The 26,895-nt window shown below is 71.6% G+C and carries 23 protein-coding genes and 1 pseudogene; 10 read left to right on the top strand and 14 right to left on the bottom strand.

Translation table 11 applies throughout. From position 1 onward, the window contains the following. The first annotated feature begins 76 nt into the window (after positions 1–76). From pta to pyk, 3 genes are all read left to right on the top strand, one after another. Positions 77–2,230: a phosphate acetyltransferase gene (gene pta / locus ACE4Q9_RS10450; RefSeq protein ID WP_397983963.1), complete on the top strand. Its 2,154-nt coding sequence runs from the start codon at positions 77–79 to the stop codon at positions 2,228–2,230. After that, a complete protein-coding gene (locus tag ACE4Q9_RS10455; RefSeq protein WP_397983964.1) occupies positions 2,227–3,435 on the top strand; it encodes an acetate kinase in 1,209 nt (402 codons plus the stop codon). The genes pta and ACE4Q9_RS10455 overlap by 4 nt, the downstream gene beginning before the upstream one ends. A gap of 83 nt (positions 3,436–3,518) precedes the next feature. Beyond that, positions 3,519–4,943 carry a pyruvate kinase gene (gene pyk, locus ACE4Q9_RS10460; RefSeq protein WP_397983965.1) on the top strand — a complete coding sequence of 475 codons (1,425 nt, stop codon included), beginning with the start codon at positions 3,519–3,521 and terminating at the stop codon, positions 4,941–4,943. A 100-nt stretch (positions 4,944–5,043) separates the two neighbouring features. On the opposite strand, the gene ACE4Q9_RS10465 is transcribed toward pyk, so the two are convergent. From ACE4Q9_RS10465 to ACE4Q9_RS10480, 4 genes are all read right to left on the bottom strand, one after another. Continuing rightward, positions 5,044–6,486: a hypothetical protein gene (locus tag ACE4Q9_RS10465; protein ID WP_397983966.1), complete on the bottom strand. Its 1,443-nt coding sequence runs from the start codon at positions 6,484–6,486 to the stop codon at positions 5,044–5,046. Next, positions 6,476–7,036 carry a DUF6114 domain-containing protein gene (locus ACE4Q9_RS10470; RefSeq protein WP_397983967.1) on the bottom strand — a complete coding sequence of 187 codons (561 nt, stop codon included), beginning with the start codon at positions 7,034–7,036 and terminating at the stop codon, positions 6,476–6,478. The genes ACE4Q9_RS10465 and ACE4Q9_RS10470 overlap by 11 nt, the downstream gene beginning before the upstream one ends. Positions 7,037–7,152: 116 nt before the next feature. Beyond that, positions 7,153–7,785 carry a DUF6230 family protein gene (locus tag ACE4Q9_RS10475; protein WP_397983968.1) on the bottom strand — a complete coding sequence of 211 codons (633 nt, stop codon included), beginning with the start codon at positions 7,783–7,785 and terminating at the stop codon, positions 7,153–7,155. A 623-nt stretch (positions 7,786–8,408) separates the two neighbouring features. After that, positions 8,409–9,386, bottom strand: coding sequence for a tetratricopeptide repeat protein (locus ACE4Q9_RS10480; RefSeq protein ID WP_397983969.1), 978 nt, complete (start codon positions 9,384–9,386; stop codon positions 8,409–8,411). Positions 9,387–9,605: 219 nt separating this feature from the next. On the opposite strand from ACE4Q9_RS10480, the gene ACE4Q9_RS10485 reads away from it, so the two are divergent. Then, positions 9,606–10,223: a TetR/AcrR family transcriptional regulator gene (locus ACE4Q9_RS10485; RefSeq protein ID WP_397983970.1), complete on the top strand. Its 618-nt coding sequence runs from the start codon at positions 9,606–9,608 to the stop codon at positions 10,221–10,223. A gap of 77 nt (positions 10,224–10,300) precedes the next feature. Here the strand turns inward: ACE4Q9_RS10485 and ACE4Q9_RS10490 are convergent, their stop codons facing one another. The 7 genes from ACE4Q9_RS10490 to ACE4Q9_RS10520 form a co-directional block, all read right to left on the bottom strand. Then, on the bottom strand, positions 10,301–12,001 hold the full coding sequence (locus ACE4Q9_RS10490) for a methylmalonyl-CoA mutase (protein ID WP_397983971.1): 1,701 nt from the start codon (positions 11,999–12,001) through the stop codon (positions 10,301–10,303). Between the two features lie 96 nt (positions 12,002–12,097). Beyond that, the gene (locus ACE4Q9_RS10495) at positions 12,098–12,436 is read right to left on the bottom strand and encodes a DUF3817 domain-containing protein (RefSeq protein WP_397983972.1); all 339 of its coding nucleotides are present in this window, start codon (positions 12,434–12,436) and stop codon (positions 12,098–12,100) included. Positions 12,437–12,479: 43 nt separating this feature from the next. Further along, a complete protein-coding gene (locus tag ACE4Q9_RS10500; protein WP_397983973.1) occupies positions 12,480–12,989 on the bottom strand; it encodes a MarR family winged helix-turn-helix transcriptional regulator in 510 nt (169 codons plus the stop codon). A gap of 109 nt (positions 12,990–13,098) precedes the next feature. Continuing rightward, a complete protein-coding gene (locus ACE4Q9_RS10505; RefSeq protein ID WP_397983974.1) occupies positions 13,099–13,746 on the bottom strand; it encodes a TetR/AcrR family transcriptional regulator in 648 nt (215 codons plus the stop codon). Further along, on the bottom strand, positions 13,743–14,507 hold the full coding sequence (locus tag ACE4Q9_RS10510) for a hypothetical protein (RefSeq protein WP_397983975.1): 765 nt from the start codon (positions 14,505–14,507) through the stop codon (positions 13,743–13,745). The genes ACE4Q9_RS10505 and ACE4Q9_RS10510 overlap by 4 nt, the downstream gene beginning before the upstream one ends. Before the next feature lie 162 nt (positions 14,508–14,669). After that, positions 14,670–14,990: an MTH1187 family thiamine-binding protein gene (locus tag ACE4Q9_RS10515; protein WP_397983976.1), complete on the bottom strand. Its 321-nt coding sequence runs from the start codon at positions 14,988–14,990 to the stop codon at positions 14,670–14,672. Continuing rightward, positions 14,987–15,337 (bottom strand): DUF3817 domain-containing protein, encoded by a 351-nt coding sequence (locus tag ACE4Q9_RS10520; protein ID WP_397983977.1) that lies wholly within the window; start codon positions 15,335–15,337, stop codon positions 14,987–14,989. Before ACE4Q9_RS10520 ends, ACE4Q9_RS10515 begins: the two co-directional genes overlap by 4 nt. Positions 15,338–15,528: 191 nt before the next feature. Between ACE4Q9_RS10520 and ACE4Q9_RS10525 the strand changes: the two genes are divergently transcribed. From ACE4Q9_RS10525 to ACE4Q9_RS10540, 4 genes are all read left to right on the top strand, one after another. Next, on the top strand, positions 15,529–16,161 hold the full coding sequence (locus ACE4Q9_RS10525) for an AIM24 family protein (protein ID WP_397987171.1): 633 nt from the start codon (positions 15,529–15,531) through the stop codon (positions 16,159–16,161). Between the two features lies 1 nt (position 16,162). Beyond that, positions 16,163–16,813: an AIM24 family protein gene (locus tag ACE4Q9_RS10530; protein ID WP_397983978.1), complete on the top strand. Its 651-nt coding sequence runs from the start codon at positions 16,163–16,165 to the stop codon at positions 16,811–16,813. Positions 16,814–16,872: 59 nt separating this feature from the next. Further along, entirely contained in the window at positions 16,873–17,634 is a 762-nt protein-coding gene (locus ACE4Q9_RS10535; RefSeq protein ID WP_397987172.1) for an AIM24 family protein, read from the top strand. Positions 17,635–17,726: 92 nt separating this feature from the next. Beyond that, the gene (locus ACE4Q9_RS10540) at positions 17,727–18,203 is read left to right on the top strand and encodes a MarR family winged helix-turn-helix transcriptional regulator (protein ID WP_397983979.1); all 477 of its coding nucleotides are present in this window, start codon (positions 17,727–17,729) and stop codon (positions 18,201–18,203) included. Positions 18,204–18,250: 47 nt separating this feature from the next. On the opposite strand, the pseudogene ACE4Q9_RS10545 reads toward ACE4Q9_RS10540, so the two are convergent. The 3 genes and pseudogenes from ACE4Q9_RS10545 to ACE4Q9_RS10555 form a co-directional block, all read right to left on the bottom strand. Next, positions 18,251–19,449 (bottom strand): annotated as a pseudogene (locus ACE4Q9_RS10545) (MFS transporter). A gap of 368 nt (positions 19,450–19,817) precedes the next feature. Then, positions 19,818–20,774: a methylmalonyl Co-A mutase-associated GTPase MeaB gene (gene meaB, locus ACE4Q9_RS10550; protein WP_397983980.1), complete on the bottom strand. Its 957-nt coding sequence runs from the start codon at positions 20,772–20,774 to the stop codon at positions 19,818–19,820. 38 nt (positions 20,775–20,812) lie between these two features. Further along, a complete protein-coding gene (locus ACE4Q9_RS10555) occupies positions 20,813–22,012 on the bottom strand; it encodes an acetyl-CoA C-acetyltransferase (protein WP_397983981.1) in 1,200 nt (399 codons plus the stop codon). 148 nt (positions 22,013–22,160) lie between these two features. Here ACE4Q9_RS10555 and mce point away from each other — a divergent pair, with 148 nt between their 5' ends. After that, positions 22,161–22,601 (top strand): methylmalonyl-CoA epimerase, encoded by a 441-nt coding sequence (gene mce, locus ACE4Q9_RS10560; protein ID WP_397983982.1) that lies wholly within the window; start codon positions 22,161–22,163, stop codon positions 22,599–22,601. A gap of 208 nt (positions 22,602–22,809) precedes the next feature. Further along, a complete protein-coding gene (gene scy / locus ACE4Q9_RS10565; protein WP_397983983.1) occupies positions 22,810–26,790 on the top strand; it encodes a polarized growth protein Scy in 3,981 nt (1,326 codons plus the stop codon). Positions 26,791–26,895: the final 105 nt, after the last annotated feature.

Consider the following 26,895-nt stretch of genomic DNA (forward strand, 5'->3'; position numbering starts at 1 on the left):
CTGGTGGGCGATTTTTATGCCGACCCTTTGACGACGACCTTTCGACGGCGAGCGACATCAGAAACGGAGTGGATACGTGACGCGCAGCGTGTACCTGACCGGCATCGACCGCGGCGACGGCCGCCAGGTCGTGGAGCTGGGGGTCATGGAGCTCCTGACCCGGCAGGTCGACCGGGTGGGCGTCTTCCGCCCGCTCGTGCACGACGGCCCCGACCGGCTGTTCGAGCTGCTGCGGGCGCGCTACCGCCTCTCCCAGGACCCGGCGACCGTGATCGGCATGGACTACCGGGAGGCGTCCGCGATCCAGGCCGAGCGGGGCACCGACGAGCTGGTCTCCGCCCTCGTGGACCGCTTCCATCTGCTGGCCCGCGACTACGACGTCGTCCTCGTCCTCGGCACGGACTTCGCCGCCACCCAGCTCCCCGACGAGCTGGCCCTCAACGCCCGGCTGGCCAACGAGTTCGGCGCCGCCGTGCTGCCGGTCGTCGGCGGCCGCGGCCAGCACGCCGAGTCGGTGCGCGCGGAGGTCCGCAACGCCTACCGCGCCTACCACGGCCTGGGCTGCGACGTCCTCGCCATGATCGCCAACCGGGTCGCCCGCGAGGGCCGCGCCGAGATCGCCGAGCGCCTGGCCTCCCGGCTGCCGGTGCCCTGCTACGTGCTGCCCGACGAGCCCGCCCTGTCCGCGCCGACCATCGCGCAGATCGCCCAGGCCCTGGACGCGCGGGTGCTGCTCGGCGACGACTCCGGGCTCGCCCGCGACGCCCTCGGCTTCGTCTTCGGCGGCGCCATGCTGCCGAACCTGCTGACCGCCCTGACGCCGGGCTGCGTGGTGATCACTCCGGGCGACCGCGCGGACCTGGTGGTCGGCGCGCTGGCCGCGCACAGCGCCGGTACCCCGCCGATCGCCGGCATGCTGCTCACCCTGGACGAGGTGCCGAGCCAGGAGATCCTCACGCTGGCCGCCCGGCTCGCACCGGGCACCCCCGTCCTCTCGGTGCGCGGCAACAGCTTCCCCACCGCCGAGCGGCTGTTCTCGCTGGAGGGCCGGATGACGGCGGCCACCCCGCGCAAGGCGGAGACCGCGCTCGGCCTGTTCGAACGCCATGTGGACACCGCCGAGCTGGCGCGCCGCATCTCCGCGCCGAGCGGCGACCGCGTCACCCCGATGATGTTCGAGCACACGCTGCTGGAGCGGGCCCGCGCCGACCGGCGCCGGGTGGTGCTCCCGGAGGGCACCGAGGAGCGGGTGCTGCACGCGGCCGAGGTGCTGCTGCGCCGGGGCGTGTGCGACCTGACCCTGCTCGGGCCCGCCGACCAGATCCGCAAGAAGGCCGCCGACCTGGGCATCGACCTCGGCGGCACCCAGCTGATCGACCCAGCCACCTCCGAACTGCGCGACGGCTTCGCCGAGAAGTACGCGGCCCTGCGCGCCCACAAGGGCGTCACGGTGGAGCTGGCGTACGACGTGGTCACGGACGTGAACTACTTCGGCACCCTGATGGTCGAGGAGGGCCTCGCCGACGGCATGGTCTCCGGCTCGGTGCACTCCACGGCGGCCACCATCCGCCCGGCCTTCGAGATCATCAAGACCGAGGCTGCCGCGCGCAGCGCGTCGAATAGGGCGGTGGTGGGAGACGGGCGGGGCCGCCCGGAGGCGGCGATCGTCTCCTCGGTGTTCTTCATGTGCCTGGCCGACAAGGTGCTGGTCTACGGCGACTGCGCGGTCAACCCCGACCCGGACGCCGAGCAGCTCGCGGACATCGCCATCCAGTCGGCCGGTACGGCGGCCCGGTTCGGGGTGGAGCCGCGGATCGCGATGCTGTCGTACTCCACCGGCACCTCCGGCACCGGCGCCGACGTCGACAAGGTGCGCGCCGCCACCGAGCTGGTGCGCGCCCGCCGGCCGGACCTGAAGATCGAGGGGCCGATCCAGTACGACGCCGCCGTGGAGCCCACCGTCGCCGCGACCAAGCTGCCGGGCTCCGAGGTCGCCGGGCAGGCCACCGTGCTGATCTTCCCGGACCTCAACACCGGCAACAACACCTACAAGGCCGTGCAGCGCTCGGCCGGCGCGATCGCCGTCGGCCCGGTCCTCCAGGGGCTGAACAAGCCGGTCAACGACCTGTCCCGCGGCGCCCTGGTGCCGGACATCGTGACCACCGTCGCCATCACCGCCATCCAGGCCCAGACCTCCGCAGACCGAGCAGAAAGCGTGCCCGCACCGTGACCGCGACCCGTGTCCTCGTCCTCAACTCCGGTTCCTCCTCGCTGAAGTACCAGCTGCTCGACATGCGGGACGCGAGCCGGCTCGCCCTCGGTCTGGTGGAGCGGATCGGCGAGCAGACCTCCCGGCTCAAGCACACCTGCGCGAGCAGCGGCGAGACCCGCGAGCAGAACGGCCCGATCGCCGACCACGACGCCGCGCTCAAGGCGGTCGCCGGGGAGCTGGCCCGCGACGGCATCGGCCTCGACTCGCCGGACCTGCTGGCGATCGGGCACCGGGTGGTGCACGGCGGGATGTTCTTCACCGAGCCCACCGTCGTGGACGACGAAGTGATCACCGAGATCGAGCGGCTGATCCCGGTCGCCCCGCTGCACAACCCGGCCAACCTCACCGGCATCCGCACCGCCCACGCGCTGCGCCCCGACCTGCCGCAGGTCGCCGTGTTCGACACCGCCTTCCACACCACGATGCCGGAGTCGGCGGCGCGCTACGCCATCGACCCGAAGATCGCCGACCGCTACCGGGTGCGCCGCTACGGCTTCCACGGCACCTCGCACGCCTATGTGTCCCGCGAGACGGCCCGGCTGCTGGGCAAGGACCCGGCCGAGGCCAACGTGATCGTGCTGCACCTGGGCAACGGTGCCTCCGCCTCGGCGGTGGCCAGGGGCCGGTGCGTGGACACCTCCATGGGGCTCACGCCTTTGGAGGGGCTGGTGATGGGTACGCGATCCGGTGATCTGGATCCCGCCGTCATCTTCCATTTGGCGCGGGTTGGCGGAATGTCCATGGACGAGATCGACACTCTTCTCAACAAGAGGAGCGGCCTGTTCGGTCTGTGCGGGGACAACGACATGCGGGAGATCCGCCGCCGGATCGACGAGGGCGACGAGGAAGCCGCCCTCGCCTTCGACATTTACATTCACCGGCTCAAGAAGTACATCGGCGCCTATTTCGCCGTCCTCGGGAAGGTGGACGCGATCGCGTTCACCGCCGGGGTCGGGGAGAACGCGGCACCCGTGCGGGAGGCGGCGATCGCGGGCCTGGAGGGGCTGGGCGCGGCGGTCGACCCGGAGCTGAACCTCGTACGGAGCGGCGCGGCGCGGCTGATTTCGCCCGCGTCCGCACGGGTGGCCGTGGCCGTGGTGCCGACGGATGAAGAACTGGAGATCGCGACGCAGACCTACGCACTGGTCGGAAAGAGCAATTGAGAGCAGCTGAGCAGGCCGCCTCTCATTTGTATCTTCCGCCAGACGGAATATTCCGTAGCGAAACAAACCGATAGGATCGCCCCATGCGCCGTTCGAAAATCGTCTGTACTCTCGGCCCCGCGGTCGACTCCCACGAGATGCTCGTCGCCATGATCGAGGCGGGCATGAATGTGGCCCGCTTCAACTTCAGCCACGGCTCCCACGCCGAGCACCAGGCGCGGTACGACCGCGTCCGGGCCGCCGCCAAGGAGACCGGCCGGCCCATCGGCGTCCTCGCCGACCTCCAGGGCCCGAAGATCCGCCTGGAGACCTTCGCCGAGGGCCCGGTCGAGCTGGAGCGCGGTGACGAGTTCGTCATCACCACCGAGGACGTGGCCGGCGACCGGCACATCTGCGGGACGACGTACAAGGGGCTGCCGGGCGATGTCTCGCGCGGCGACCAGGTCCTGATCAACGACGGCAACGTCGAGCTGAAGGTCGTGGACGTGGACGGCCCGCGGGTCCGGACGATCGTGATCGAGGGCGGCGTCGTCTCCGACCACAAGGGCATCAACCTGCCCGGCGCGGCCGTCAACGTGCCCGCGCTGAGCGAGAAGGACGTCGAGGACCTGCGGTTCGCGCTGCGCATGGGCTGCGACATGGTCGCGCTGTCCTTCGTGCGCGACGCCAAGGACGTCCAGGACGTGCACCGCGTCATGGACGAGGAGGGCCGCCGGGTCCCGGTCATCGCCAAGGTGGAGAAGCCGCAGGCGGTGGAGAACATGCAGGACGTGGTCAACGCGTTCGACGCCGTGATGGTGGCGCGCGGCGACCTCGCGGTGGAGTACCCGCTCGAGAAGGTCCCGATGGTGCAGAAGCGCCTGATCGAGCTGTGCCGGCGCAACGCCAAGCCGGTGATCGTGGCGACCCAGATGATGGAGTCGATGATCACCAACTCCCGGCCGACCCGCGCCGAGGCCTCCGACGTGGCCAACGCGATCCTGGACGGCGCCGACGCGGTGATGCTGTCCGCCGAGTCCTCGGTGGGCGCCTACCCGGTCGAGACGGTCAAGACGATGTCGAAGATCGTCCAGGCCGCCGAGCAGGAGCTGCTCTCCAAGGGCCTCCAGCCGCTGGTGCCGGGCAAGAAGCCGCGCACGCAGGGCGGTTCGGTGGCCCGCGCGGCCTGCGAGATCGCCGACTTCCTGGGCGCCCGTGGCCTGGTCGCGTTCACCCAGTCCGGTGACACCGCGCGCCGCCTGTCGCGCTACCGCGCCGCCCAGCCGATCCTCGCCTTCACCACCGAGGAGGCCACCCGCAACCAGCTCACGCTGAGCTGGGGCGTGGAGCCGTACGTGGTGCCGTTCGTGGACACCACCGACGACATGGTCGAGCAGGTGGACCAGGAGCTGGCCAAGCTGGCCCGGTTCGAGAAGGGCGCCACCGTGGTCATCACCGCCGGCTCGCCCCCCGGCGTCCCCGGCACCACCAACATGATCCGGGTGCACCACCTGGGCACCGACAACTGACGCGTCCCGTACGGGACTTGAATGGCACTGAGGGCGCCCCCTGCGAACAGGGGGCGCCCTCAGCGGTGTTGCGGCTCCCGGACGGGTCGGGGGGGACCGGTCAGCCGGTCGTGTACACATGCATTCCGGGCACGTGCAGGCTGCCGCCGAACTGGGCGGCCTGGGTCACCTTCACGTTGGTGAAGTAGATCAGCGGAAGGTTCAGCGGGGGCGGGCTGTCGGGGCTGAACGTCATCGGGATCAGACCGAACAGGTTGCCCGAGATCGACTCGGTGTACATCACGGTCTTGCCGTCGCTGATGGTCGACGTCGAGCCCTTGGCCGCCTGGACGTGGTACGTCTTGCCGGACAGCGAGTCGTGCACGGTCTGGTGCAGGTCGCCGATGTCCGTGCCGTCGGAGATGACGTACTTCAGCACCCTCTTGGTGGTGCCGCTCGCCGTCCTCACCTCCACGATGCCCTGGTAGTCGGCGCCCTTGAGCAGCAGCGAGCTGGCCTGGAGGTACCAGGGGTCGTCCGCGACCGGCACCGCGTTGTCGACGCCGCCCTCGTCGGTGGTGGCCGCCGGGCAGTCCGTGGCGGAGGGGCCCGGGCTGGTGCTCGCGGAGGGGCTCGGGGACGGGGACGGGCCCCTGGTGGCCGAGTCCGCCGTGTCCTTGACCGTCTTGCCCGCGCTGTCGACCGCCTTGCTCGCGCCGTCGGCCGCCTTGGAGACCGTGCCGGTGGTGTTCTTCACCGTGTCCCCGACCGTCTTGGCGGCCTTGGAGGTCGTGTCCTTGACGGTGTCGGACACCTTCGTGCCGGACGACGACGCCGTGGAGCCGGACGCGGAGGGCGAGGGGCTCGCCGAGGGCGTGCTGCTCGCGGAGGGCGCGGGAGAGTCGTGCTTGCCGCCGGTGAGGATGTTCCCGATGGTGTCGCCGATGGTGCCGAGCAGCCCGCCGCCGCTGCTCTGGCTCGGGGACGTGCCCGTCGTCGTACCGGAACCGGAACCCGAACCCGACCCCGAGCCGGAGCCCGAGTCGGAGGAGCCGGAGGTCCCGGTCGGCTTGGGCGCGGTCTTGTCCGCGGAACCCGAGCCGGAACCCGAACCCGAGCCGGAACCCGAACCCGCGTCCCCGGACGACGAGGAGCCCGACGTGTCCTTGGATGTGTCCTTGCCCGTGTCCTTCGTCGCGTCGCCGCTCGGCGAGGACGACGGCGCCGGCGCGTCGGTGGACTTGTCGGCCGAGGGCGAGGGCGAGGTCGAGGGGTCCTTGCCGTCGCCCAGTGCCTTGACGCAGTCCTTGTACTCCTCCGCCGACATGCTCTTGGCCGCGGGCGAGGTGGCCGGGCCGCCGCCGTTGCCCGCCGCGAGGGCGAGCGTGGAGGTGAAGCCCATGCCCATGAGCACGGCCGTCGGCATCGCCACGGTGGCTATCGCCTTGCCGGCCGGCATGTGGAACCTGGTGAACAGCGGCTTCCTGGGAGCCGCGTGGCGGGGTCCGGTTCTCCCGCGGGACTCGTCCGCGACGCTCCCGCGGCTCACCTCGTCAGCCGGCACTGTGCCTCCCGTTCGCCCCGTTGGCCGGGCTCGTTCCTGACAGGTCGTTCGGCTCGTACGCCCCGCCGGTGCCCTGACCGGGCAGCGGCACGGTTCCGGGTGCGCCGCCCGCGTCCGGGGCGGCCGCACCGGCCTGCGCCTCCGGCCCCGCGGGCTCGCCCGGCGCCCACGCCACGGCCATCGCCCCGCCGATGAGGGAGAACAGGAAGCCGAGGACGAATCCACCGAAGTTGGACACAGGGAGAGACACCAGCGCCAGCAGGATGGCGGCGACTCCCGCGAAGGTCCGCACATGCTTCTGGAACCAGAGGCTGACCCCCAGCACGACGAGCAGCACACCGATGATCAGGGACCCCGCTCCCGCGGTGGTCGCCATCGCCAGCGTCAGGTGCCCCAGCTGGAGATGGGCGTACGGGAAGTACATGATCGGAAAGCCGCCGAGCAAGACGAACAGACCTGCCCAGAACGGCCGCGCGCCCCGCCAGGCGCGGAACTGCTGCCTCCGGATGGTGAACTGGCCGGGGTCGGCGGCAGGGGTCTCGGCGCTCATGGAAAACAGCTCCCTGGTGCGGCATTGCTGTGGTGATGACGTGTGCCGCGCGTGAAGACGCGGCGGATGTGGCGCGGGCGGGGGCGCCGTCGGCTCCCCCGCCCGTCAACGAGTGCCTAGTAGCACTCGTGCGTGCCCGCCTGCACGGACATGTGCAGACCACTGAGCTTGAAGGTGCCGGCCGTGGTCGCCCACGCCGTCTGCTTCACACCCGTCAGCGTGGCCGAGTCGGCCTGCTGCGCGAAGCCGAACGGGTTGGCCTGCTCCTTGCCGCCCTTCATGCCCGGACCCTTGGCGGCGTCCTTGGCCGCAACACCGATGTCGATGTTGTTGAAGGTGGCGTCGGCGTTCAGGTCGTCGACGTCGATGTACAGCTGGTCGGCCTCGACCGGCTTGTTCGCCCCCGCCTTCAGCACGAGGCTGACCGAGCCGAGCACCGGGATGTTCGGCGTGACGACCGACTGGCACATGTTCGTGATCTGGGCCGACTTGAAGGCCGAGACCGCGACCGGGTGGGTCGTCTGGTCACCACTGAGGGTGTAGCCGTTGTCGAGCGCGCCGTACTGCTCGAAGCCCTGGCCGACCAGTTTGTCCGCGGTCACCTTGAAGGACTGACCCGACACGCTGAACGAGGCGGCCAGCGCACCCTGAGCGAGGGCCACGCCTATACACGCCGTGGCGGCGACGCTGGGCACCATGACCACAGCGAACCGCTTCCATCTGGTCCCGCCACGCACCTGGGACTCCATATTTCCTCCTTCTCGGACGTACATCTCCTGGCCCGGACTCGCCCACGTACGGCGGCTCAGCCGGGGCAGGGATGGGAGAAGTGCTACGTCCTCGGGAAGGAGCGCCCGTACTCGCGGGCGCATAGCGCGCCCGAATCACCGGCGATCACCCCCGAGCGACAACCACTGGTCGCGCCTGACACACATCACGCACAACCTTGCTGGACAGGCTTCGCCGGCCGGCGAAGACCCCCCTGCCCGAGAGCCGGCGCCACTGCCGCCGGCTCTGCTCGGTGGGGACCCAGAGTCTCCCTCGCCCCGACCGGGTTGCCGGGGTGCGGGAATGGACCGAGCGTCGCCGATCGTGGTGCAAATTGGCCGCCCGCACAAGGGGGTTCGTTACTGGCTAGTAACGGGGGGATAACCGGGACACGACCAGGTGATCTCGGAGCGCGACACTCCGTCGCAACGGAGGGCAGAGCAAAGCCGTTGATCTCTGTACGAAACCAGACAGATCAACGGCCTTGATTTACTCGGAGTAACAGCCGCCCCGATTGCCAAGATTTGGCAAAGCGGAGCGGCCTCAACGCCTTGTCGGCGAACCTTTCACCTCGGCATCACAGGCCGTGGTGTTTAGCGACTGGTCAGAAAAGCGCCCGCGCGAGCGCCCTGCGCGCCCCGACCACCCGCGGGTCCTCGGAGCCCACGACCTCGAACAGCTCCAGGAGCCGGCGGCGTACCGCGTCCCGCTCGTCACCCGCCGTGCGCTGCACGGTCTCGATCAACCGCCCGAAGGCGTCCTCGACATGACCGCCCACCAGATCCAGGTCCGCGGCGGCGATCTGCGCGTCCGCGTCCTTGGGCTTCTCGGCCGCCTCCCGGCGCACCTTCTGCGGGTCCATGCCCTGCACCCGGCGCAGCAACTCGGCCTGCGCGAGACCGAGTTTGGCCTCCGGGTGGGCCGGGTCGTCGGCCAGTACATTCTGGTAGGCGCGGACCGCGCCGTCCAGATCGCCGGCGTCCAGGGCCGCGGCGGCCGCGTTCAGAAGCGACTCGTACGGGCCCGCCGGGGCCTCGGCGCCCGCGCCGGACGCACCGCCCGGCTGCGCGTCCGGGTCGACGGTCAGACCGGTCAGGCCGAACCGCTCCTCGGCGACCTGCACCAACTGGTCGAGGGTGCCGCGGATCTGCGCCTCGGCGGCCGCCCCCTGGAACAGGGGCAGGGCCTGCCCCGCGACGACGGCGAACACCGCCGGGATGCCCTGCACCCCGAACTGCTGCATCAACATCTGGTTGGCGTCGACGTCGATCTTGGCGAGGAGGAAGCGCCCGTTGTACTCGACGGCCAGCCGCTCAAGGACCGGGCTCAGCTGCTTGCAGGGCTGACACCACTCGGCCCAGAAGTCGATGACGACGGGCACCTCGGCGGAGCGCTGGAGCACCTCGCGCTCGAAGCCCGCCTCATCGACGTCGATGACGAGATCGGCCGGGGAGACGGCACCCGTGCCGCCCTGCCGGGCCGCTTCGGCGCGCGCCTGCTCGGCCTTGGCCTTGGCCTCCTGGGCCGCCTTCACCGCGGCGAGGTCGACCACGCCGCTCATGGACATGTTCCGTGGCTGCATGGGTCTATCCTCCCCCGATCCCGCGTCTGAAGAAAAAAGCGCCGATGTCCGGCGCCGGGTCCCCACCCGCGCCGTGCCGTACCGCCCGCGTACGTCCGTCGCGAGCTTTCGCTACGACCCGTAGCGTAATGGCAATGAGGGGTCACGCTCCACCATGATCCGGTGATCTGCCTCACGGCGCCACGGAATGGACCGGTACCGGCCGGTTATGGTCGGGGCATGCAGAGCCGCACCCCCGCCAGCCGCACCGGGCGCCCGCGGAGCGCCGCCGCGGACGCCGCGATCCTGGCCGCGACCCGGGAAGCGCTGGTGGAGCTGGGCTGGTCCAAGCTCACCCTCCAGGACGTGGCGATGCGCGCCGGGGTCGCGAAGACCACTCTCTACCGCCGCTGGGCCGGCAAGAACGAGCTGGTCGTGGACGCGGTCGCGGAACTCTTCGACGAGCTGCGGCTGCCCGACGCGGGCAGTCTGGCCGCCGACATCGAGGGCGTGGTCCTCCAGTTCGCGGCACTCCTGGACCGCCCCGAGTGCCGCAGCGGTCTGATGGCGGTGGTCGCCGAGTCGACCCGCGACGAACCGCTGCGCGAACGCATCCGCGCCTCGGTCGTGGAACGCCAGAAACGGCTGGTCGTCGAGGGCCGCTCGCGCGCCCAGGCCCGCGGCGAACTCCCCCCCGAATCCGACCCGGAGGAAACCGCCCGCACCATCGACCTCACCTTCGACATGGTCGCCGGCGCCGTCGTCCACCGCACCCTGATCAGCGGCAAACCAGCGGACGGCCCGTGGGTACGGAGCTTCATCAGAGCGCTGCTGCTGGGTTTGTCGGCGCCGGCGTGAGGACGGGGGCTCCGCCGTCCGCCCCGCCGCAGAGTCCGGCGGCGCCCGTGTGAACGTGCCGAAGGCCCGGCCGTCCTTCAGAAGCCCGCCGGTTCCGTGTACGCGCCCCATTCGTCTCGCAGGGCGCCGCAGATCTCGCCGAGGGTCGCCTCCGCGCGGACCGCGGCCAGCATCGGCTCGATCATGTTGGAGCCGTCGCGGGCGGCGGTGAGGAGCGCCGCGAGGGAGGTGCGTACGGCGCCCTCGTCGCGCGCGGCCCTGCGGTCCCCGAGCATCCGCACCTGGGCCCGTTCCACCTCGTGGCCGACACGCAGGATCTCCAGTTCGCCGGTGACGGAACCGGTGTGCGCGTTGACGCCCACGACCTTCTTCTCCCCTTTCTCCACGCCCTGTTGATAGCGGAAGGCGGACTCCGCGATCTCACCGGTGAACCAGCCGTCCTCGATCCCGCGCAGGATCCCGGAGGTCATCGGCCCGATGGGATGCCGCCCGTCCGGATGGGCCGCGAGCCCCCGCTCCCTGATCCGCTCGAAGATCTCCTCCGCGGCCGCCTCGATCCGGTCGGTCAGCTGCTCGACGTACCACGAGCCCCCCAGCGGATCCGCCACCGCCGCGACCCCGGTCTCCTCCATCAGCACCTGCTGCGTGCGCAGCGCGATCTCCGCGGCCCGCTCACTGGGCAGCGCCAGCGTCTCGTCCAGGGCGTTGGTGTGCAGCGAGTTGGTCCCGCCGAGCACCGCGGCCAGCGCCTCCACCGCGGTGCGCACCACGTTGTTGTACGGCTGCTGCGCGGTCAGCGAGACCCCGGCGGTCTGCGTGTGGAACCGCAGCCACTGCGCCTTCTCGCTCCGTGCGCCGTACACGTCCCGCAGCCACCGGGCCCAGATGCGCCGCGCGGCACGGAACTTGGCGATCTCCTCGAAGAAATCGACATGGGCGTCGAAGAAGAACGACAGTCCGGGCGCGAACACGTCGACGTCCAGGCCCCGGCTCAGCCCCAGCTCCACGTACCCGAAGCCGTCCGCGAGCGTGTACGCCAGCTCCTGCGCGGCCGTCGCCCCCGCCTCCCGGATGTGGTACCCGGAGACCGACAGCGGCTTGTAGGCGGGGATGCCGGCCGCGCAGTACTCCATGAGGTCGCCGATCAGACGCAGATGCGGCTCCGGCTGGAACAGCCACTCCTTCTGGGCGATGTACTCCTTGAAGATGTCCGTCTGGAGCGTGCCGTTGAGCACCGAGGGAGCCACACCCTGCCGTTCCGCGGCGACCAGGTACATGCAGAAGACGGGCACGGCGGGCCCGCTGATCGTCATGGACGTGGTGACCTCGCCGAGCGGGATATCCTTGAACAGGATCTCCATGTCGGCGGCCGAGTCGATCGCGACCCCGCAGTGCCCGACCTCGCCGAGCGAGCGGGGGTCGTCGGAGTCCCGCCCCATCAGCGTGGGCATGTCGAACGCCACGGACAGCCCGCCGCCGCCCGCCGCGAGGATCATCTTGTAGCGCTCGTTGGTCTGCTCGGCGTTGCCGAATCCGGCGAACTGCCGGATCGTCCAGGTGCGCCCGCGGTACCCGGTCGAGTAGAGCCCCCGCGTGAACGGGTACTCCCCCGGCCAGCCGATCCGCTCGAAGCCCTCGTACGTGTCTGTGGGCCGCGGCCCGTACACCGGCTCCACGGGGTCGCCGGAGAGCGTGGTGAAGTCGGCGTCACGCTTGTGCGCGGCGTCGTATCGGGCCTGCCAGCGCCGGCGGCCCTCCTCGATCGCGTGAGCGTCCATACCAGCGAATTTACTTGGACGCCCTAGTAACTGTCGATGGCAAAGCCGCCGTACGGGTGCCGTACGGCGGCTGCGGCCCGAGTTCCGCCGCGGGCCCTACGCCTCGGCGACGGCCGGCGTGCGCCCGGCGATCTTGCCGTCCAGCTCGCGGCTGATCTTCCGCTCCACGACGAATGCCGCGGTCGGGATGGTGCCGGCGAGCAGGACCCACAGCTGCTTCCCGACCGGCCACTTCGCCTTGGAGCCCAGGTCGAAGGCGAAGACCAGGTAGACGACGTACAGCCAGCCGTGGGCGATGGCGACGACACGGGTCACGTCGGCCGCGCCGCTGATGTCCAGCCCGTACTTCGCGATCATGCTCAGGCACAGCAGCACCAGCAGGACACCCGTGGTGTAGGCCATGACGCGGTAGCGGGTCAGCACGCTTTTCTTCATGGAGTCGAGCGTAACCACCCGTTCCGGGAGATCTTGGCGGGGGTCACCCCTCGTCGAAGTCCAGCGCCGCGATCCGCAGCGGGCGGAACATCGCGAAGATCTCCCGGCACTCCTCCGCGTCGTACACCCCGAGTCCGAAGTCCATGGCCATGAGGTCGCGGGAGGCCGCGTCGACCACCTCGCGGCCCTTGTCGGTGATCACGGCGAGGGTGCCGCGGCCGTCGTTGGGGTTGGGCCGCTTGGCGACGAGGCCGGACTTCACCAGCCGGTCCACGGTGTTCGTCACGGACGTGGGATGCACCATGAGCCGCTCGCCGATCTTGGACATCGGCAGCTCGCCGGCCTTGGAGAAGGTGAGCAGCACCAGCGCCTCGTAGCGGGCGAACGTCAGCCCGTACGGCTTGACCACCGCGTCCACCTCGGCGAGCAGGATCTGCTGGGCCCGCATGATCGAGGTGATCGCGGCCATGGACGGCACGTTTCCCCAGCGCTGCTGCCACAGCTCGTCGGCGCGGGCGATGGGGTCGAACGGGAGGCTGAGAGGCTTCGGCACGTCATCAGACCCTACCGGCCGGTCATATGCCGGTCAGCTCCGTCTCACCTTTCGGCCGCCCGCGTCCAAGGGCCCGCTCTTCCAGGCACCACCCCGTTCGGCCCCCTCCTCACCGCCCGGTCCGCCGCAGGCGGTGCCGTACGGCCCGCTGTGCCACCGGGCCCAGCTCCTCTAACGCCGCCACCAGTGCGGCCAGCTGGTCCAGCGCCCCCAGCGCGGCCTCCGCCCCCTCCGCGTCGACCCCCTCGTACAGCTCGATCCCCACGAACGACGCGGCCACCGCCCGGGCGAACCCCGCGGGGTCGACGAACTCGGCGACCGGGGTCCCGGCCAGCAACCGGGCGAGCACCTGTTCGATCTCGGCGATCCACAGCCGCAGCCCCGCAGCCGTCGCGGGCCCGAGCGCCGCGTGCGTGGGGGCGCCGGCGAGCAGCTGGCCGAGGAGGGCGACATGGCCGCCGTCCCGCTCGCGCTCATGGATCTCCCGGCCGAGGGCGAGCAGTTCAGACAGCGAGGTGACCGCGGCGAGCCGCGTCCGGTAGCGGCCGACCGCCTGCTCCGCGCCGTACCGGCAGGCCGCCGCGAGCAGCTCGTCCACCGTGCCGAAGTGGTAGAAGACCAGCGCCTGGTTGACGCCGGCCGCGGCGGCCACCGTACGGGCGGAGGTCTTGGCGATGCCCTGCTCGGTGAGGGTGCGCAGGGCGCCCTCCAGCAGCTTGGCCTTGGTCTCCCGTGCCTTCGCCGTCTCGGGGCTCACGCGGGCGCCTCCACGCGCTTCTGGAGGGCCCGCAGCAGCCGCGGTGCCCGGATCCGGGTGGCGGGCGCGCGCAGACAGCGGCGGGCGGCCGGGGTGCACGCGAGCGGCGCCTTGAACAGGGCGAGGCAGACCGCGCCGAGCAGCAGCACCGGGCACAGGTAGGCCATGGCGGCGGCGAACGGCCCGAACACGCGCAGCAGCCGCTCCATGCGCAGGCCGCCGAGGCACGCGGCGAGCAGCAGGGTGCGTACGGCGATCTCGGCGAGCCAGTTGCCCAGGGCGCGCTCGGGGGTGATGCCGCGTTCCAGCCAGAGCCGGAGCCGGTCGAAAGACCAGGCGGTGGCCCAGTCGAGCAGCGGGCGGACGAGCAGTCGGTCGGCGGCGGCGCCGAGGGCTTTGCCGCGGGGGCGGTAGTCGTAGCCGGTGAGGAAGCGCACGCCCTGCGCGTCGGGGACGTAGCGCCAGTAGCCGCTGCCCTCGGCGATCAGGCCGAGGGGGTGGGTGGAGGAGAAGCAGAGGGCGGAGGTGCGGGTGCCGTCGGGGCGTTCCTTCTCGCCGGCCGAGACGCCGGTGCCGGAGAGGGTGAGGAAGGGGGGCAGGCGCGCGGTGAAGCGGAAGGGGCGCGGCTCGCCGGGGGCGCTCGGGAGGTGGTGGAGCTCGGTGACGAGCAGGTACCAGCGCCGGTGCAGGACGGGGTCCTGGGTGTGCGCCCACAGTCGGTCGAGGTCGGCGCGTATGTGTGTCTCCGTATAGAGACCCATGGTGTTCCCCCACGTCAGGCCGCTGTTTGAGCGACCGCTCAAAGGATCTTCGAGGAGAAGGTACTTCCCTTTGAGCGGTCGCTCAAAACCGCGGCCCGCACGGCGGCGTCCGGCCGGCCCGATCAGGCGGTGTCCGGCCCGTCCGCCGGTGGTGGTGGCCGGCTAGTCGGCCAGGGTGGTGTCCATCTGGTCCGCCAGGTGGCGTTCGACCGTCTCCACCTTGGAGGTGAGGCCGTCGGTGACGCCGGGCCGGATGTCGGCCTTGAGGACGAGGGAGACGCGCGGGGCGCGCTCCTCCACGGCGGCGACGGCGCGCCGGACGACGTCCATGACCTCCTCCCAGCTCTCGCCCTCGACGGAGGTGAACATGGCGTCGGTGCGGTTCGGCAGGCCGGACTCGCGGACCACGCGGACGGCGTCGGCGACGTACTCCCCGACGTCCTCGCCGACCCCGAGGGGCGTCACGGAGAAGGCGACGATCATGCGTTCACGACCCCTTCCTTGCGGGCGCGGGCGGCGATCACGGCGTCCTCGGCCTCGCGGCGCAGCGCACGCTCGATGATGAAGCCGCCGAAGGGGATGACCGAGTAGGCGATGTAGAGACCGGCCTTGCCCTTGTTCCACTTGGCGCGGTTCCAGGCGTCCGCCCAGAAGAGGACGTAGAGGATGAACAGCACGCCGTGGACCGGGCCCATCACGGGGGCGACGTTCACGCCGGAGTCGACCGTGTACTTGATGATCGTGCAGGCCGCCAGCACGATCCAGGAGATGCCCTCCGGCACGGAGATCAGGCGCAGGCGGCGGATGGCGGAGGCTGTCTTGAGGTCCACGGGTCACCTTCGGTGGGAGTGTCGCTGAGGGGCGCTGGGGCGCGTCCGCTGTCGTGATCGGCTTTGTGAAGGCACGCACAAGCGTGCCGCCATTGTGGCAAACCGTGCCCCTAGGGGTCCGCTCAGGGTGTGGCTCCACCCGCGGGTGCTGTTCGGTCCACCCGCGGCGGCGCTACGTTCGCAGCGTGGCGATGTTCCGATTGCAAGGCAGCAAGGTGCTCGCCGTCGAGATGACCGGCGACGCCGTGAAGGCGAAGAACGGCTCGATGGTCGCGTACGACGGGCAGATGTCCTTCAAGAGACTCAGTGGGGGCGGGGACGGGCTGCGCGGGATGGTGACCCGCCGGCTCACCGGTGAGCAGATGGCGGTGATGGAGGTGAAGGGGCACGGCACCTGCTGGTTCGCCGACCGGGCGACCGAGATCAACCTGGTGCGGCTGCGGGGCGAGAAGCTGTACGTCGAGTCGGGCAACCTGCTGGTGACCGAGGCGGCGCTGCGTACGGGCACCACGTTCACCGGGCTGCGCGGCGCCTCCCAGGGCAACGGCCTGTTCACCACGACGGTGGAGGGACACGGCCAGGCGGCGATCATGTCCGACGGCCCGGCGGTGGTGCTCCGGGTCAGCCCCCAGTACCCGCTGACCGTCGATCCGGGGGCCTATGTCGCCCATCAGGGCAATGTGCGGCAGTCCTTCCAGTCCGGTGTGACGTTCCGCACCTTCCTCGGGGAGGGCGGCGGCGAGGCCTTCCAGATCCGCTTCGAGGGGGACGGCCTGGTGTACGTACAGCCGAGCGAGCGGAACACGATCGCGGGGGACCTGTGAGATGACCTTCCGTGAGATCAACTCGAAGATGGTCGAGGCGACGGTGCTCCCCGGCGGGCGGCTGTTCAGCCAGCGCGGGGCGATGCTCGCCTACAAGGGCGAGGTGTCCTTCACGCCCAACATCCAGGGCGGCCAGGGCGGGGTGATGTCCATGCTGGGGCGCCGGGTGACCGGGGAGGCGACCCCGCTGATGACGGTGGAGGGCAGCGGCACGGTGTTCTTCGGGCACGGCGGCCATCACGTCCACGTCATCCACCTCACCGGCGACACCCTGTACGTGGAGGCCGACCGCCTGCTCGCCTTCGAGGGCACCCTGCGCCAGGGCACCATGTTCATGGGCTCGCAGGGCGGGGTGATGGGCCTGGTGCGCGGCCAGGTCACCGGCCAGGGGCTGTTCACCACCACTCTCCAGGGCCAGGGCGCGGTCGCCGTGATGGCACACGGCGGCGTCTTCGAGCTGCCGATCACCCCCGACCGCCCGGTCCATGTGGACCCGCAGGCGTACGTCGCCCATCACGGCGACGTCCGCAACAGACTCTCCACCGCCCTCGGCTGGCGGGAGATGGTGGGCCGCGGCTCCGGCGAGGCGTTCCAGCTGGAGCTGAGCGGCAGCGGCTCGGTGTACGTCCAGGCCTCGGAGGAAAAGCTGTGAGCGCGTACTCGGGCACCTACGGCACCGCCGGTCCCGGCGGCCCGGTGGTGTACGACCCGATGACCCTGCCCGCCGACGACAACGTGAACAGCTACACGTTCTGCGTCGAGCTCAAGGACGGGGAGTGGTTCCTCCAGAAGGGGAAGATGATCGCCTACTACGGGACGATCGAGTTCAACGGCATCGGACACGGCCGGCTCGACCGTCTCGTGCGCACCTCGTTCCATTCGCCACTGCACGCGAGCGACTGGGTCGTGGCGCACGGCTCGGGCAAGATGCTCCTCGCCGACCGGGCCTTCGACGTCAACTCGTACGACCTGGACGACGGGAACTTGACCATTCGCGCGGGCAATCTGCTCGCTTTTCAGCCAACTCTCGCGCTCAAACAATCGATCGTGCCGGGTTTTCTGACCCTCATCGGAACCGGACGATTCGTGGCCGCGTCCAACGGACCGGTGGTGTTCATGGAGCCTCCCCTGCGGGTGGACCCCCAGGCGCTCGTCGGCTGGGCCGACTGCCCCTCCCCGTGCCATCACTACGACCATGGGTACCTGACCGGTGTACTGGGCGGACTCCGTGCGATGACGGGCCTGGGCGGGGTTTCCGGCGAGGAGCACCAGTTCGAGTTCGTCGGCGCGGGGACGGTGCTGCTCCAGTCGTCGGAGGCGCTGATGGCCGAGGTCGACACGGGGGTCGTCCCGTCCGATCCGGGGACGCCCGGCGACGGCGCACCGGGGCGGGCCGGACACGGTCCGCAACCACCCGGTGCACCGCGCCTTCCCGGACAGCTGGGAGACCTCCAGCGTCGCTTCGGGCTGTGAGCGGTAGTCTGCGGAGTGTGACGTCGAACGCGTGCGCACAGTCACACCACCCGAAGTAGTTCGTCATTCAACTTCTTAGGTAGACTTCATTCATGGAGACCGAGACGGCCACGCGCTGGCTGACCGATGCGGAGCAGTGCGCTTGGCGCACCCACCTGGAGGTCAACAGGCTGTTGACGTACCAGCTGGAAAAGGATCTTCAGCCGTTCGGCCTGACGATGAACGATTACGAGATCCTCGTGAACCTGTCCGAGTCGGAGGACGTACGGATGCGGATGAGCGACCTCGCCTCCGCGACGCTCCAGTCCAAGAGCCGGCTCTCGCACCAGATCACCCGGATGGAGAACGCGGACCTCGTGCGCCGCGAGAACTGCGAGTCGGACCGCCGGGGGCTGTACGCGGTGCTCACGGAGCACGGCATGGAGACGATGAAGAAGGTGGCGCCGCACCATGTGTCCTCGGTGCGGCGGCACTTCATCGACCTGCTCTCGCCGGAGGCCCTGGTGGAACTGGACAAGGCCCTGAAGCCGATCGCGGAACACCTGCGGGGACAGCGGGGACACCCCTAGGCAGGCGCCGGTTCCCCGCGCCTCAAGGGGCGCGGGGAACCGCGCGGTCAGCCGCGACGCGACCGCGCGAGGCCACCGGCCCCTGCCGCGGCGGCGGACGCCAGAGCCGTGCCGCCGGCCACCAGGAAGCAGACGGCCAGCGACATCCGGCCGATCAGCAGCCCCGTCGCCAGCGCTCCGGCCGAACTTCCCGCGTTCACCCCCATGTTGACCCACGCCCCGGCCTGAGTACGGGACTCGGCGGCCACCGACTCGTCGGCCGCGAGGTACGCCGTCGTCAGGGTCGGTGCGATGAGGGCCCCGGCGAGGGCCAGCGCGGCGGTGAGCACCCACAGGGCGGGGGCCAGACCGGCCACCGCGACGATCAGGCCCAGCCCCGCCGAGAAGCGGAGCAGCCGCGTGCGGGCCGGGATCAGCCACCGTACCGCCCCGTTCGCGAGGCCCCCCAGCACGCTGCCCGCCGACATCGCGCCCAGCACCCACGGCACGAGAGCGGTGTCGTACGCGTGCGCGGAGGCGTACGCCATGGTCAGCAGGTCCACCCCGCTGAGGGTCAGCCCGGCGCCGAGGGTGACGACGACGGGGGCGAGCAGACCGGGGGCGCCCCGGAGCCGGGCGGGACGGGCGGCGGGCCGGGGGTCCGGCAGCACCGGAGACGTGACGAAGAATCCGGTGCCGCCCACGATCAGCGCCGCGCTGAGCAGGATCCCGGCGGCCGGCGGGGCGAACCCGGTCAGGGGCCGACCAGGACGGGCCCGGAGACGTAGAGCAGTTCCTCGGCGACACCGTCGAGGCTGTAGGCGCGCTGCAACAGGAGCCGGTCGGGCGCGAGTTCGGCCCACAGCGAGCGCATCGTCGGCCCGAGCGGCGGCGTACACGCGCCGGCGAGCGCCGCGACCGTCGCGAGCAGGGCCACCGGCGCACCGGGACGCCAGGTCAGGGCGGCGAGCAGGGTCAGCAGGGCGCCGTACACGAGCGCCATGGCTGCGAGGGCCCGGCGAGGGCCGTGCCGGTCGATCAGGGCGCCGCGTACCGGCATCAGGAAGACCGACGCGGCGCCGAACAGGGACATCAGCGTCCCGGAGACGGCGTAGGAGCCGGTGGCGCGGGTGACGGACAGCATCACCGCGAGGGACACGGTGCCGTAGGAGAGGCGGGCGGTCAGGGCGGCCGTGAAGGCGCGGCGGGCGCCCGGCAGGCGCAGTACGGCAGCGTACGAAGGCCGCGCGGGAGCATGCGTGGACATGCGGAAGTTCCTCTGGTGGAGGCGGAAAAGGGCACGCGAGGGCATGCGGCGCCGGAATCGTCACGGCGTCGCGCGCGGGGCGTGCTCTATGCCAGCAGCAGGAACATGAAGCCCAACTTAGCCGCAGGATACGGACCTTGACCAGCTCCAGCCTTCCGGACCCGGCTTCGGCACCCCTCGCGGCGGTCCGGCAAGAGCGTTGACCGGCTCGGGCCTGCGCGACCAGGCTTCGGCACCAGTTCCGGTCTTCGGGGCTCGGCTTCGGCACCGACTCCGGCCGGTACCAGCCCCGGCCCCGAGTCCAGCACCAGCCCCCACACCATCCCCGGCACCGGCACCCGCACCCGCACCGGTCCCGTCCCGGGGGCTCAGCCCTCCGTGACTCCCGCCACCAGTTCGTCCGCCGCACGGTACGGGTCGAGTTCGCCCGCGACGATCCGCTCCGCGAGGGCGCCCAGGCGCCGGTCGCCGTGCAGGTCCCCGATGCGCTCGCGCAGCGCCGTGACCGCGATGGACTCCACCTCGCGGGCCGCGCGGGCGCGCCGGCGTTCGGTGAGCACCCCGTGCTCCTCCATCCAGGCGCGGTGCTTCTCCAGCGCCTCGACCACTTCGTCCACTCCCTCGGCGCGGGAGGCGACCGTCTTCACGATGGGCGGCCGCCAGTCGCCGGGTTTGCGGGCCTCGCCGAGGCCCAACATGTGGTTCAGCTCGCGGGCGGTGGCGTCGGCGCCGTCCCGGTCCGCCTTGTTGACGACGTAGACGTCGCCGATCTCCAGGATGCCCGCCTTGGCGGCCTGGATGCCGTCACCCATGCCCGGCGCCAGCAGCACCACGCTGGTGTCCGCCTGGGCGGCGATCTCCACCTCGGACTGGCCCACGCCCACCGTCTCGACCAGGACCACGTCGCAGCCGGCCGCGTCCAGGACGCGGATCGCCTGCGGGGCGGACCAGGCGAGGCCGCCGAGGTGGCCGCGGGTGGCCATGGAGCGGATGTAGACGCCGGGGTCGGAGGCGTGCTCCGACATGCGCACGCGGTCGCCCAGCAGGGCGCCGCCGGAGAAGGGCGAGGACGGGTCGACGGCCAGCACGCCGACCCGCCTGCCCTGCTTGCGGTAGGCCGCGACGAGCGCGGAGGTGGAGGTCGACTTGCCGACGCCCGGCGAGCCGGTCAGGCCCACCACATAGGCGTTGCCGGTCAGCGGGGCCAGCGCCGCCATGACCTCCCTGAGCTGCGGGGACGCCCCCTCCACCAGGGAGATCAGCCGGGCCACGGCCCGCGGCCTGCCGTCCCTGGCCTGGGCCACCAGAGAGGAGACGTCCTGCATCGCACAGCTCCGTTCACTTCACCGACCGACGGAAGGGCTCAGGCCTTCGGTACCCGCACGATCAGCGCGTCACCCTGGCCGCCGCCACCGCACAGCGCGGCCGCGCCGAGGCCACCGCCCCGGCGCTTGAGCTCCAGCGCCAAGTGGAGCACGAGGCGGGCGCCGGACATGCCGATCGGGTGGCCGAGCGCGATCGCGCCGCCGTTGACGTTCACCTTTTCCGTGGACACACCGAGGTCCTTCATTGACTGCACGGCGACGGCGGCGAAGGCCTCGTTGATCTCGATCAGGTCGAGGTCGGCGATCTCCTTGCCCTCCTTGCCGAGGGCGTGGCGGATGGCGTTGGACGGCTGGGAGTGCAGCGAGTTGTCCGGGCCCGCCACATTGCCGTGCGCGCCGATCTCGGCGAGCCACTGAAGGCCCAGCTCCTCCGCCTTGGCCTTGCTCATCACGACCACGGCGGCGGCGCCGTCGGAGATCTGCGAGGAGGTGCCGGCGGTGATGGTGCCGTCCTTGGCGAAGGACGGGCGCAGCTTGCCCAGGCTCTCCACGGTGGTGTCGGCGCGGATGCCCTCGTCCTTGCTGAACAGGATCGGGTCGCCCTTGCGCTGCGGGATCTCCACGGGGGTGATCTCCGCCTCGAACACGCCGTTCTTCTGCGCGGCGGCGGCCCGCTGGTGGGACAGGGCGCCGATCTCGTCCTGCTCGGCGCGGCCGATGCCGAGCCGGCCGTTGTGGTGCTCGGTGGACTCGCCCATGGCGATGTTCTCGAAGGAGTCGGTCAGGCCGTCGTACGCCATCGAGTCGAGCATCTCGACGGCGCCGTACTTGTAACCCTCGCGGGACTTGGGCAGCAGGTGCGGGGCGTTGGTCATGGACTCCATGCCACCCGCCACGACGATGTCGAACTCGCCGGCGCGGATCAGCTGGTCGGCCAGGGCGATCGCGTCGAGCCCGGACAGGCACACCTTGTTGACGGTGAGGGCCGGGACGCTCATCGGGATGCCGCCCTTGACGGCGGCCTGGCGGGCCGGGATCTGGCCGGCGCCGGCCTGGAGCACCTGGCCCATGATCACGTACTGCACCTGGTCGCCGCCGATGCCCGCGCGGTCCAGGGCGGCCTTGATCGCGAAGCCGCCCAGGTCGGCAGCGGAGAAGGACTTCAGGGAGCCCAGCAGCCGTCCCATGGGCGTACGGGCGCCCGCGACGATCACCGAGCTGTTCGTTCCAGAAGACATGAGGTGCGATCCCCTTCCAGCTCCGCAGAGCCGAGGAGTGAACGAGGGTTTACTCGAATGTACTGAGCGTCACTCAGTGCCGTCATCGTCCTGTCGGTGTGATCGCGCGCACGTTGCGTAACCACCGCCGTGGCGCTGCACTGAGACCATGCTGACGCGAATCGACCACATCGGGATCGCCTGCCACGACCTCGACGCCACCGTCGAGTTCTACCGTGCCACCTACGGCTTCGAGGTGTTCCACACCGAGGTCAACGAGGAACAGGGCGTGCGCGAGGCCATGCTCAAGATCAACGAGACCTCGGACGGCGGCGCCTCCTACCTCCAGCTCCTGGAGCCGACCCGCGAGGACTCCGCGGTCGGCAAGTGGCTGGCGAAGAACGGCGAGGGCGTGCATCACATCGCCTTCGGCACGGCGGACGTCGACGCCGACTCCGCGGACATCCGCGGCAAGGGCGTACGGGTGCTCTACGACGAGCCGCGACGCGGTTCCATGGGGTCCCGGATCACCTTCCTGCACCCCAAGGACTGCCATGGCGTCCTCACAGAACTGGTGACTTCGGCGCCTGTTGAGTCTCCCGAGCACTGACCGCCGTACATAAGGGCCGGTAGGGTTGGGAGCGGTCGTCCCGTTGAACCGGGGCGGCCGCATGCCGGGGTCCGGGTTTCGGGGGACGTGCGTCGGGGCAGCAGGCCGTGCTCCGCCGTTGATCTGACACCATTTCCCCGGGGGCCCCGTTCGGCGGTTGGACGTGGCTCGTTGGAGAAGCTGACCAGGGGACGGATGGGACCGCGCAGTGCGGGGCTACGAGAGCCAGGAGCGAGAGCCGGCGGCTGACGTCGACCACCTCTCTCGGTTCGAGGCCGATATGAAGCGGCTGAGGACCGAGCGGGAGAAGGCGATCCAGCACGCCGAGGACCTCGGCTACCAGGTCGAGGTGCTGCGCGCCAAGCTGCACGAGGCGCGCCGCACCCTGATGACCCGTCCCGCCTTCGACGGCGGCGACATCGGCTACCAGGCCGAACAGTTGCTCCGCAATGCCCAGATGCAGGCGGAGCAGCTGCGGCAGGACGCCGAGCGCGAGCTGAGCCAGGTGCGCGCGCAGACCCAGCGGATCCTCCAGGAGCACGCCGAGCAGGCCGCGCGGCTCCAGGCCGAGCTGCACCAGGAGGCGGTGACCCGGCGCCAGCAGCTCGACCAGGAGCTGGCCGAGCGCAGGGCGACCGTCGAGTCGCACGTCAACGAGAACGTGGCGTGGGCGGAGCAGCTGCGCGCCCGCACCGAGCAGCAGGCCCGCCGGCTGCTCGACGAGTCCCGCGCGGAGGCCGAGCAGGCGATGGCCGCGGCCCGCGCGGAGGCCGAACGGCTGACCCGCGAGGCCCGCGAGCGGCTGCGCGGCGAGGCCGAGGAGGCCCGCGCGGAGGCCGAGCAGATCCTGCGCCGGGCCCGCACCGACGCCGAGCGGCTGCTGAACGCGGCGTCCACGCAGGCGCAGGAGGCCACCGAGCACGCCGAGCGGCTGCGCACCACCACGGCCACCGAGTCGGACGCCGCCCGCCGGCAGGCGACCGAGCTGAGCCGGGCCGCCGAGAAGCAGATGGCCGAGGCGGAGGAGGCGCTGCGCAAGGCGCAGTCCGAGGCCGAGAAGCTGGTCGCGGCGGCCGAGGAGGCCGCCGCCAAGAAGCTGGCGGGCGCCGAGGCCGCCAACGAGACGCGCACCCGCACCGCCAAGGAGCAGGTCGCGCGGCTGGTCGAGGAGGCCACCAAGGAGGCCGAGGCCACCCGCTCGGAGGCCGAGCAGCTGGTGGCGGACGCCCGTGCCGAGGCGGAGAAGATCGTCGCCGAGGCCGCGGAGAAGGCCCGCGCGGCCACCGCGGAGGAGACCGCGACCCAGCTGTCCAAGGCGGCCAGGACCGCCGAGGAGGTCCTCAACAAGGCGTCGGAGGACGCTCAGAAGACCACGAAGGCCGCCGCCGAGAAGGCCGAGCGGATCCGCAAGGAGGCCGAGGCCGAGGCGGACCGGCTGCGCGCCGAGGCGCACGACATCGCCGAGCAGCTCAAGGGCGCGGCGAAGGACGACACCGAGGAGTACCGCGCCAAGACGGTCGAGCTCCAGGAGGAGGCCCGCCGGCTGCGCGGCGAGGCCGAGCAGCTGCGCGCCGACGCGGTGGCCGAGGGCGAGTCGATCCGCGCGGAGGCCCGCCGGGAGTCGGTCACCAAGATCGAGGAGGCGGCCAAGTCCGCCGAGGAGCTGCTGGCCAAGGCCAAGGCGGACGCCGACGAGCTGCGGCAGAAGGCGACCGCCGACAGCGAGAAGGTCCGCACCGAGGCCATCGAGCGGGCCACGGCGCTGCGCCGGCAGGCCGAGGAGACCCTGGAGCGCGCCCGCGAGGAGGCCGAGCGGCTGCGCACCGAGGCCGCCGAGCGGGCCGAGTCGGTCGAGGCGGAGGCCGAGCGGGCGGCCCGGGAGCTGCGCGAGGAGACCGACAAGGCGGTCGAGGCGCGGCGCGCGGAGGCCGCCGAGGAGCTGACCCGGCTCGGGACCGAGGCGCAGGAGCGGCTCACCGCGGCCGAGCAGGCACTCACGGACGCCCGCGAGGAGGCCGGGCGGATCCGCAAGGAGGCCGCCGAGGAGACCGAGCGGCTGCGCACCGAGGCCGCCGAACGGATCCGGACGCTCCAGGAGCAGGCCGAGACCGAGGCGGACCGGCTGCGCACCGAGGCGGCGGCCGACGCGTCCGCCTCCCGCGCCGAGGGCGAGTCCGTCGCCATACGGCTGCGCAGCGAGGCCGCGACCGAGGCGGAGCGGCTGAAGACGGAGGCGCAGGAGAGCGCCGACCGGGTGCGCGCGGAGGCGCAGTCCGCCGCCGAGCGGCTGGCGGCCGAGGCGTCCGAGACGCTGGCCGCCGCGCAGGAGGAGGCCGCCCGGCGCCGCCGCGAGGCCGAGGAACTGCTCGGCGCGGCCCGCGAGGAGGCCGACGAGGAGCGCCGGCGCGCCCGCGAGCAGAGCGAGGAGCTGCTGGCCTCGGCGCGCAGGCGGGTCGAGGACGCGCAGGCCGAGGCGGTCCGGCTGGTCGAGGAGGCCGAGCGGCGGGCCGGCGAGATGGTGTCCGCCGCCGAGCAGCACGCGCAGCAGGTGCGGGACTCCGTGGCCGGGCTGCACGAGCAGGCGCAGGAGGAGATCGCCGGGCTGCGCTCGGCCGCCGAGCACGCGGCGGAGCGTACGCGGGCGGAGGCCGAGGAGGAGGCCGCGCGACTGCGGGCCGACGCGCACGCCGAGCGGGAGCGGGCGGGCGAGGACGCCGGGCGGCTGCGGCAGGCGGCGCGCGAGGAGTCCGAGGCGGCCAGGGAGGTGGCCGAGCGCACCCTCGCGGAGGCGACGGCGGAGGCCGAGCGGCTGCGGGCGGACGCGGGCGAGTACGCGCAGCGGGTGCGGACCGAGGCGTCCGACGCGCTGGCGGAGGCGGACCAGGCGGCGGCGCGGACCCGTGCGGACGCCCGCGAGGACGCCAACCGCATCCGTTCGGACGCGGCGGCGCAGGCCGACAGGCTCATCACGGAGGCCCGCAAGGAGGCGGAGCTCCTCCAGACCGAGACGGTCGCGGAGGCGGAGCGGCTCCAGGCGGAGACCGCCGCCGAGGCCGAGCGGGTGCGCACGGAGTCGGAGGCCCGGGCCGAGCGGCTGCGCACGGAATCCCAGGCTCAGGCCGAGCGGGTGCGTTCGGAGTCCGTGGCCGAGGCCGAGCGGGTGCGGGCCGAGGCGCGGGCCGCCGCGGACCAGCTGGTCGGCGAGGCCACCACGGAGGCGGAGCGGCTGCGGGCCGAGGCCGCCGAGACGGTGGGTTCCGCGCAGGCGCACGCCGAGCAGACGCGGGCGGAGGCCGAGCGGCTCAAGGCGGACGCGGCGGCGGAGGCCGAACGGCTCCTCGGTTCGGCGCGCGAGGAGGCCGAGCGGACGCTGGACGAGGCCCGCAAGGAGGCCAACAAGCGGCGTTCGGAGGCGGCCGAGCAGGTCGACAAGCTCATCGGGGAGACCACGGCCGAGGCCGACAAGCTGCTCACCGAGGCGCAGCAGCAGGCGCTGAAGACCACGGCGGACGCCGAGGCGCAGGCCGACACCATGGTGGGCGCGGCCCGCAGCGAGGCCGAGCGGATCGTCGCCGAGTCGACCATCGAGGGCAACTCCCTGGTGGAGAAGGCCCGTACGGACGCGGACGAGCTGCTGGTGGGCGCGCGCCGGGACGCGACCGCGATCCGGGAGCGGGCGGAGGAGCTGCGCGAGCGGGTCACCGCCGAGATCGAGGAGCTGCACACGCGGGCCCGCCGGGAGGCCGCCGAGACGATGAAGTCCGCCGGCGACCGCTGCGACGCGCTCATCAAGGCCGCCGAGGAGCAGTTGGAGAAGGCCCAGGCGAAGGCGAAGGAGATCCTCTCGGACGCCGACTCCGAGGCGGGCAAGGTGCGCATCGCGGCCGTCAAGAAGGCGGAGGGCCTGCTGAAGGAGGCCGAGCAGAAGAAGGCGCGGCTGGTCAAGGAGGCCGAGGAGCTGAAGGCGGAGGCCATCCAGGAGGCGCGGCGTTCGGTCGAGGAGGGCAAGCGCGAGCTGGAGGTCCTGGTGCGCAGGCGCGAGGACATCAACGCCGAGATCTCCCGCGTCCAGGACGTGCTGGACGCGCTGGAGTCCTTCGAGGCGCCGGGTGCGGGCAAGGACGGTTCGGTCAAGGCCGATGCGACGATCGGCGCCCCCCGTTCGGGTGGCAAGTCGTCAGACGGCTAGCATCCAAGGGGTGTTTCGGTGTCGACTGAGGGCTTTGCCCTGCTCGTTGGCAAGCCCTCTGGCGGTCAGCCACTCAAAAGAGGTGTCATTCTCCAGATCAAACAC

The sequence above is a fragment of the Streptomyces sp. AM6-12 genome (assembly GCF_044327085.1).
GTDB lineage: Bacteria > Actinomycetota > Actinomycetes > Streptomycetales > Streptomycetaceae > Streptomyces.